Below are 6,435 nucleotides of genomic sequence, written 5' to 3' on the forward strand. Positions count from 1 at the left end.
AGGTTGGCCTGGACGTCCGAGTGCAGCTTGACCGAGACCTTGTGGGTGCCCACGGTCTTGATCGGCGAGGCGATCGCGACGGCGCGCTTGTCGACCGCCGGGCCGCCGGCGGCCTTGATGGCCTCGACGACGTCGGCCTGGGTCACCGAGCCGAACAGACGGCCGGCCTCGCCGGAACGAACGGCCAGCTTGACCTGGACGCCCTCCAGCTTGCCCTTGACCTCGTTGGCGGCCTCAAGGGTCTGGATCTCGTGGATCTTGCGGGCGCGACGGATGGCGTCGACGTCCTTCTGACCGCCCTTGGTCCAGCGGATGGCGTAGCCACGCGGGACCAGGTAGTTGCGGGCGTAGCCGTCCTTGACCTCGACGACCTCGCCGGCCGAGCCCAGGCCCGGCACCTCGTGGGTGAGGATGATCTTCATTGTTCGGTCACCCTCTCTTAGCGCGCGGTGCTGGTGTAGGGCAGCAGCGCCATCTCACGGCTGTTCTTCACGGCCGTGGCGACGTCACGCTGGTGCTGGGTGCAGTTGCCGGTGACCCGGCGGGCACGGATCTTGCCGCGGTCGGAGATGAACTTCCGCAGCAGGTTCGTGTCCTTGTAGTCAACGTAGTTGACCTTGTCCTTGCAGAAGACGCAAACCTTCTTCTTCGGCTTGCGAGCAGGCGGCTTCGCCATTGTGTGCTCCATTGGGGTTCACGGCCGGGCGGGCGCCTCGCGGCGCCCACGGCCAGGCCGCACGAAATCTGTCAGCTCTTAGAACGGAGGCTCTTCCGAGAAGCCGCCACCGGACGGGGCACCCCAGCCGCCGCCACCCTGGTTTCCACCAGAGGGAGCGCTGGACGCCCAGGGGTCGTCGGAGGGGCCGGACTGGCCGCCGGAGTTTCCACCCCAGCCGCCGCCCTGCTGGCCGCCACCCTGCTGGCCGCCGCCCCAGCCGGCGCCCTGCTGGCCGCCACCCTGCGGGCCGCCGCCGAAGCCGCCGCCCTGGGGGCCGCCGGACCGGTTGGCCCGGGTGACCTTCGCGGTCGCCGAGCGCAGGCTCGGACCGACCTCGTCGACCTCGACCTCGAAGACCGTCCGCTTCTCGCCTTCCTTGGTCTCGTAAGACCGCTGGCGCAGCCGGCCCTGCACGATGACGCGCATGCCGCGCTGGAGCGACTCGGCTACGTTCTCCGCCGGCTGCCGCCAGACGTTGCACGTGAGGAAGAGGCTCTCGCCGTCCTTCCACTCGTTGGTCTGGCGGTCGAAGGTGCGGGGAGTGGACGCGATGCGGAACTTCGCGACCGCCGCACCCGACGGGGTGAAGCGCAGCTCGGGGTCGTCGACGAGATTGCCGACGAGGGTGATGACGGTCTCGCCTGCCATGGTGGTGATGACCTCTCGGGAAGATGTCCGTTCACCGCTGTTTCACGTGAAACAGCGGACGCGAGCTACCCGAGACCCGAAGGCCTCAGAGGTGGCTCAGTGGGTGTCCGGGCGCAGGACCTTGGTCCGCAGAACCGACTCGCTCAGGCCCATCTGGCGGTCGAGCTCCTTGACGACCTCAGGCGTGGCCTGCAGGTCGATGACCGAGTAGATGCCCTCGGACTGCTTGTTGATCTCGTAGGCCAGACGGCGGCGACCCCAGGTGTCGATCTTCTCGACCTTGCCACCCGCGTTGCGGACGACAGCCATGAAGCTCTCGATCAGGGGGGAAACGGCGCGCTCCTCGACCGAGGGGTCGAGGATCACCATCACCTCGTAGTGACGCATGAGTAACCCACCTCCTTTGGACTCAGCGGCCACGGTCTCTCCGTGGCAGGAGGGTTGTGCAGCGTCGGCACCGGAGCAGTGACGACACCGGCCACCGTAGCGGTCGGGTCGGACAGCCCGTCCCCGTTCACCCGGAAGAGGGCAGAGGAGGGCACAGCTACACCAGTGCAGACGACACACCCTACCCGCACCCGGACGGACGAACAAAACGCATAGGGGTTGTGAGACCCGCGCAACCGCCGCAATCTGGACGGAACGGGTTTCCCGCCCGTTCGTCTCCCCGCCCGGAGGTGGGACTCATGGCACAGACCGTCCACCGCATGCCCGCCCTCACCCTGAACACCGACGGACACCCGCACCCGCGGGAGAACACCCTGGTCGGCCTCACCGCCGTGCTGGGCGCGATCTCCTTCATCACGTCGTTCTTCCACAGCCTGCACCTGCTGACCTCGTGGACCGGACTGTTCGGGATCGTCACCGGCCTGCTGGGGATGTACGTCTCCGTCACCACGGCCGAGCGCTTCGTCCTGATGATCACGCTGGGCGCCTCGGCGATCGGCTTCTACCTCGGCATCGCACGCGGCGGTCTGTGGGGTTAGCCCCACTTCCGCGAGGAACCCCCGGCGCCCCCGCGGCGTACTTGTCTTCAGGTGACGGGTGCGCGGCGGGGGCGTCGCCGTGCCCGAAGCCGACGGGACCCCGGACGATAGGGTCAGCCGGAGAAGACGGGGCCCGCCGCGGCCCGACCGACGAGGAGCACCGAGCATGAGCCTGCGCCTGAGGACGATCACCCGCGAGGAGCACCTCGCCTTCATCAGGAGCCGCGCCTCGGCGAGCCACATGCAGGTGCCGTCCTGGGGCGACGTGAAGGCCGAGTGGCGCTCCGAGTCGATCGGCTGGTTCGACGAGGCCAACCAGCTCGTCGGCGCCGGCCTGGTGCTCTACCGGCAGCTGCCCAAGCTCAAGCGCTACCTGGCCTACCTGCCCGAGGGCCCGGTGATCGACTGGTTCGACCGCGACCTCGACCGCTGGCTGCAGCCGATGCTGGCGCACCTCAAGTCCCAGGGCGCCTTCTCGGTGAAGATGGGCCCGCCGGTGGTCATCCGCCGCTGGAACGCCCCGACCATCAAGGAGGCCATCGCCGCCAAGCAGGCCAAGCGCCTGCGCGACGTCGAGGCCGACTGGTACGAGCCGCGCGCCTTCGAGGTCGCCGACCGGCTGCGCAAGGCGGGCTGGCTGCAGGGCGAGGACGGCGGCGCCGGCTTCGGTGACGTCCAGCCGCGCTACGTCTTCCAGGTGCCTCTGGCCAACCGCTCGCTGGACGACATCCAGAAGGGCTTCAACCAGCTCTGGCGCCGCAACATCAAGAAGGCCGAGAAGAGCGGCGTCGAGGTGGTCCAGGGCGGCTACGACGAGCTGCCGGTCTTCCACCAGCTCTACCTGGTGACCGCCGAGCGCGACAAGTTCACCCCGCGTCCGCTGGCCTACTTCCAGCGCATGTGGAAGGCGCTCACCGCCGAGGACCCCAACCGGATGCGGCTGTACATCGCCTACCACGAGGGCGAGCCGCTGGCCGCGACCACGATGCTGGTCGTCGGCGAGCACGTCTGGTACTCCTACGGCGCCTCGGCCAACCACAAGCGCGAGGTGAAGCCGTCGAACGCGATCCAGTGGCGGATGATGCGCGACTCCTACGCCCTCGGCGGCGGGGTGTACGACCTGCGCGGCATCTCCGACACGCTGGACGAGAACGACCACCTGTTCGGCCTGATCCAGTTCAAGGTCGGCACCGGCGGCCAGGCCGCCGAGTACCTCGGTGAGTGGGACTTCCCGCTCAACAAGCTGCTGCACAAGGCCCTCGACCTCTACATGTCGCGCCGCTGAGCAGCCCGCTCCGAGCCACCGAGCAGCCGTGCCCAACACCCCCTGGGAGATGACCCGATGACGCTGTCGCTCTACCTCGACACCGAACGCTGGCGCACCCACCAGCGCTCCGTGCTGGCCGAGTTCCCCGGCCTGGTGCCGGTGGCGAAGGGCAACGGCTACGGCTTGGGCAACCACCGCCTGGCCGAGGAGGCGACCCTCCTCGGCACCGGTGTGCTGGCGGTCGGCACCGCCTACGAGGCCGCCGACGCGGCCGAGTGGTACGGCGGCGAGCTGCTGGTGCTCACCCCCTACCGGGTGGGCGAGGAGGCGCTGCCGCTGCCGCACGCCCGGGTGATCCGGACGGTGGCGGGCCTGGACGGCCTGCGGGCGCTGCACGGTGCCCGGGTGGTGGTGGAGTGCATGACCACCATGCGCCGGCACGGCGTCTCGGCGGCCGATCTCGCGGCCGTCGCCGCCGAACTGGAGGGCGTCTCCTTCGAGGGCCTGGCGCTGCACCTGCCGATGGACCGGCCGGACGGCTCCAGCCCGGTCGAGGAGGTCGCGTACTGGGTGGAGACCGCCCGGGCCGCCGGCATCCCGGTGCACACCGTGTTCGTCAGCCACCTCGGCGCGGCGGGCATGGACCAGCTGGCCCAGCGCTTCCCGGGCACCGTCTTCCGGGCCCGGATCGGCACCCGGCTCTGGCTGGGCGACCACGGCGCGCTGGAGGTCCGGGCGACGGTGCTGGACGTCACCCCGGTGCGCAAGGGCGACCGCTACGGCTACCGCCAGCACCCGGCGCCCTCCGACGGCCACCTGCTGGTGGTCGCCGGCGGAACCGCGCACGGCATCGGCTTGGAGGCGCCCAAGTACGTGCAGGGCATGTCCTCGCGCGCCAAGGGCATCGCCCGGGCCGGCCTGGCGACCGTCAACAAGACCAAGTCGCCGTACCACTGGGCCGGCAAGCAGCTCTGGTTCGCCGAGCCGCCGCACATGCAGGTCTCGCTGCTCCTCCTGGACGGCGAGGCCGCGCCGCCGGCGGTCGGCGACGAACTCGGCCTCCAGGTGCGGCACACCACCACGCACTTCGACCGCGTGGTGGACCGCTGAGTCCCGCCGGTCAGTCCTTCTTCCCGGCCGGTTCCGCGGCGGGCGGCTCGTCGAGCCACGCCTCGGGGCCGGCCGGCGCGTACCCGGCGTAGCTCTCCTCCTCGCGCAGCCGGCGGGCGGCGCCGAGCACGAAGACGTCCGGGGCGCCGTCGAGCACCCCGCCGGACGGGTCGTCGCTGCCGTCCCAGCGCACCGGGTCGCGGTCCGGCAGCAGGATGTCCCGGATCACCATGCCGACCAGGTAGAGCGTGCCCAGCAGGTGCAGCACGATCGCGAAGTGGTACCAGGACTCGCCGATGCCGTGCTGCTTGGGCCCGGTGACGAAGCCCAGGTGGGACCAGATGCCCAGGGTGTAGAGCACCTCGCAGGCCTGCCAGATCAGGAAGTCCCGCCAGCGCGGCCGGGCCAGCACCGCGAGCGGCAGCAGCCAGAGCACGTACTGCGGCGAGTACACCTTGTTGAACACCACGAACGCGGCCACCACCAGGAAGGCCAGCTGGGCCACCCGCGGCCGGCGGGGTGCCGCGAGGCCGAGCCACGCTATCCCCGCGCAGCTCAGCACCATCAGGATGGCGATGAAGGTGTCCAGGTTGGCCAGTCCGACGCCCCGGCTCTGCATGAGGATCAGCCAGAGCGAGCCGTAGTCCTCGGTGCGGTGCTTGCTGAAGACGTAGAAGGTCGACCAGCCCTGCCAGTTGGCCATCATGATCGGCAGGTTGACCAGCAGCCAGGCACCGGCCGCGCCGCCCAGCAGCACCCGCAGGTCGCGCCACCGGCCGGCCCGCCAGCAGAGCACCAGCAGCGGGCCTAGCAGCAGCACCGGGTACAGCTTGGCCGCGGTGGCCAGTCCGATGAACACCCCGGCCCAGAGCGGCCGCGAGCCGGACCACCAGGCCAGCGCGACGGCGGCGAGCGCCACGGCCAGCAGGTCCCAGTTGACGGTGGCGTTGAGCAGCAGGACCGGCGCCAGGGCGAACATCAGCGCGTCCCAGGGACGGCGCCGGTGGGTGCGGGAGAGCGCGACCACGGCGACCACCGCGCAGGCCATCAGCAGACCGGCGTTGATCGTCCAGAACCACCGCTCCTGGTCCTGCAGGGAGCCGCCGCCGGGCGTCAGCCAGGCCGCGATCTGCATGAACAGACCGGTCAGCACCGGGTACTCAAGGAACTGCAGGTCCCCGGTGGTGCCCGGGATCCGGTCCACGTACGGGTGCAGGCCGGCCGCGAAGCCGCGCCCGGAGAACAGGTGCGGGATGTCGCTGTAGCAGGCGTGCACGTACTGCGGCGAACCGGGCTGGAACCAGGCGGCGTTGTAGCAGGGCAGCTTCTGCGCCATGCCCAGCACCGAGACCACGATCACCACCAGCGCCAGGAAGCGTGCCGGGATCCACCACGAGACGCCGAGCAGCGCGCGCTTCCCGGGCGGGCCGCCGATCACCTCGCTTCCGGCCGCCGCGACCGGATCCTCGTCCGCCGGCACCACCACGGTGTTGGCCTGCGGACCGGGCACCGGCGCGGCAGGGGCCTCTTCGTCACGAACGCTGGACGTCATGGCGGACATCCTGCCGCACCCCGCCCGTCCGTACGAGGAGGCCCCTGCCCCTTTTCCCCGGGCCCGCGGCGATGACCGCTCCGCCGGCCACCGGGGTACCGGCACGAACCGCTTCGAATGCGACGAAACGGCGGTGGGAGGCTCTCCGGAGCCT

Annotated in this window: 8 protein-coding genes; 3 read left to right on the forward strand and 5 right to left on the reverse strand. The window is 70.5% G+C overall.

Annotated elements, in window-relative coordinates; genetic code table 11:
* The 4 genes from rplI to rpsF all read right to left on the reverse strand — a co-directional run.
* Nucleotides 1–422, reverse strand: a 422-nt coding sequence (gene rplI, locus ABD308_RS08385) for a 50S ribosomal protein L9 (RefSeq protein ID WP_344329940.1), incomplete at its 3' end; no start/stop codon positions are given.
* Between the two features lie 17 nt (nucleotides 423–439).
* Nucleotides 440–676 carry a 30S ribosomal protein S18 gene (gene rpsR, locus ABD308_RS08390; protein ID WP_030304537.1) on the reverse strand — a complete coding sequence of 79 codons (237 nt, stop codon included), beginning with the start codon at nucleotides 674–676 and terminating at the stop codon, nucleotides 440–442.
* A gap of 78 nt (nucleotides 677–754) precedes the next feature.
* Nucleotides 755–1,366 carry a single-stranded DNA-binding protein gene (locus ABD308_RS08395; RefSeq protein ID WP_344329946.1) on the reverse strand — a complete coding sequence of 204 codons (612 nt, stop codon included), beginning with the start codon at nucleotides 1,364–1,366 and terminating at the stop codon, nucleotides 755–757.
* A gap of 96 nt (nucleotides 1,367–1,462) precedes the next feature.
* On the reverse strand, nucleotides 1,463–1,753 hold the full coding sequence (rpsF, locus tag ABD308_RS08400; protein WP_344329953.1) for a 30S ribosomal protein S6: 291 nt from the start codon (nucleotides 1,751–1,753) through the stop codon (nucleotides 1,463–1,465).
* Nucleotides 1,754–2,052: 299 nt separating this feature from the next.
* Here rpsF and ABD308_RS08405 point away from each other — a divergent pair, with 299 nt between their 5' ends.
* The 3 genes from ABD308_RS08405 (at nucleotide 2,053) to ABD308_RS08415 (ending at nucleotide 4,729) form a co-directional block, all read left to right on the forward strand.
* Nucleotides 2,053–2,352, forward strand: a complete 300-nt coding sequence (locus ABD308_RS08405) for a hypothetical protein (protein ID WP_344329959.1) — start codon at nucleotides 2,053–2,055, stop codon at nucleotides 2,350–2,352.
* Between the two features lie 166 nt (nucleotides 2,353–2,518).
* Complete coding sequence (locus tag ABD308_RS08410) at nucleotides 2,519–3,637, forward strand: lipid II:glycine glycyltransferase FemX (RefSeq protein ID WP_344329973.1); 1,119 nt, start codon at nucleotides 2,519–2,521, stop codon at nucleotides 3,635–3,637.
* A 57-nt stretch (nucleotides 3,638–3,694) separates the two neighbouring features.
* Complete coding sequence (locus ABD308_RS08415) at nucleotides 3,695–4,729, forward strand: alanine racemase (protein ID WP_344329978.1); 1,035 nt, start codon at nucleotides 3,695–3,697, stop codon at nucleotides 4,727–4,729.
* 10 nt (nucleotides 4,730–4,739) lie between these two features.
* Here the strand turns inward: ABD308_RS08415 and ABD308_RS08420 are convergent, their stop codons facing one another.
* A complete protein-coding gene (locus ABD308_RS08420) occupies nucleotides 4,740–6,281 on the reverse strand; it encodes a glycosyltransferase family 87 protein (protein WP_344330005.1) in 1,542 nt (513 codons plus the stop codon).
* Nucleotides 6,282–6,435 lie beyond the last annotated feature (154 nt).

Origin of the sequence: Kitasatospora putterlickiae (genome assembly GCF_039527695.1) — a bacterium.
Taxonomy (GTDB): Bacteria; Actinomycetota; Actinomycetes; order Streptomycetales; family Streptomycetaceae; genus Kitasatospora; species Kitasatospora putterlickiae.

Excerpts from the sequence above, each read along its gene's own strand:
- rpsR (WP_030304537.1), bottom strand. The coding sequence starts at position 676 with ATGGCGAAGCCGCCTGCTCGCAAGCCGAAGAAGAAGGTTTGCGTCTTC.
- ABD308_RS08395 (WP_344329946.1), bottom strand. The coding sequence starts at position 1,366 with ATGGCAGGCGAGACCGTCATCACCCTCGTCGGCAATCTCGTCGACGAC.
- rpsF (WP_344329953.1), bottom strand. The coding sequence starts at position 1,753 with ATGCGTCACTACGAGGTGATGGTGATCCTCGACCCCTCGGTCGAGGAG.
- ABD308_RS08405 (WP_344329959.1), top strand. The coding sequence starts at position 2,053 with ATGGCACAGACCGTCCACCGCATGCCCGCCCTCACCCTGAACACCGAC.
- ABD308_RS08410 (WP_344329973.1), top strand. The coding sequence starts at position 2,519 with ATGAGCCTGCGCCTGAGGACGATCACCCGCGAGGAGCACCTCGCCTTC.
- ABD308_RS08415 (WP_344329978.1), top strand. The coding sequence starts at position 3,695 with ATGACGCTGTCGCTCTACCTCGACACCGAACGCTGGCGCACCCACCAG.
- ABD308_RS08420 (WP_344330005.1), bottom strand. The coding sequence starts at position 6,281 with ATGACGTCCAGCGTTCGTGACGAAGAGGCCCCTGCCGCGCCGGTGCCC.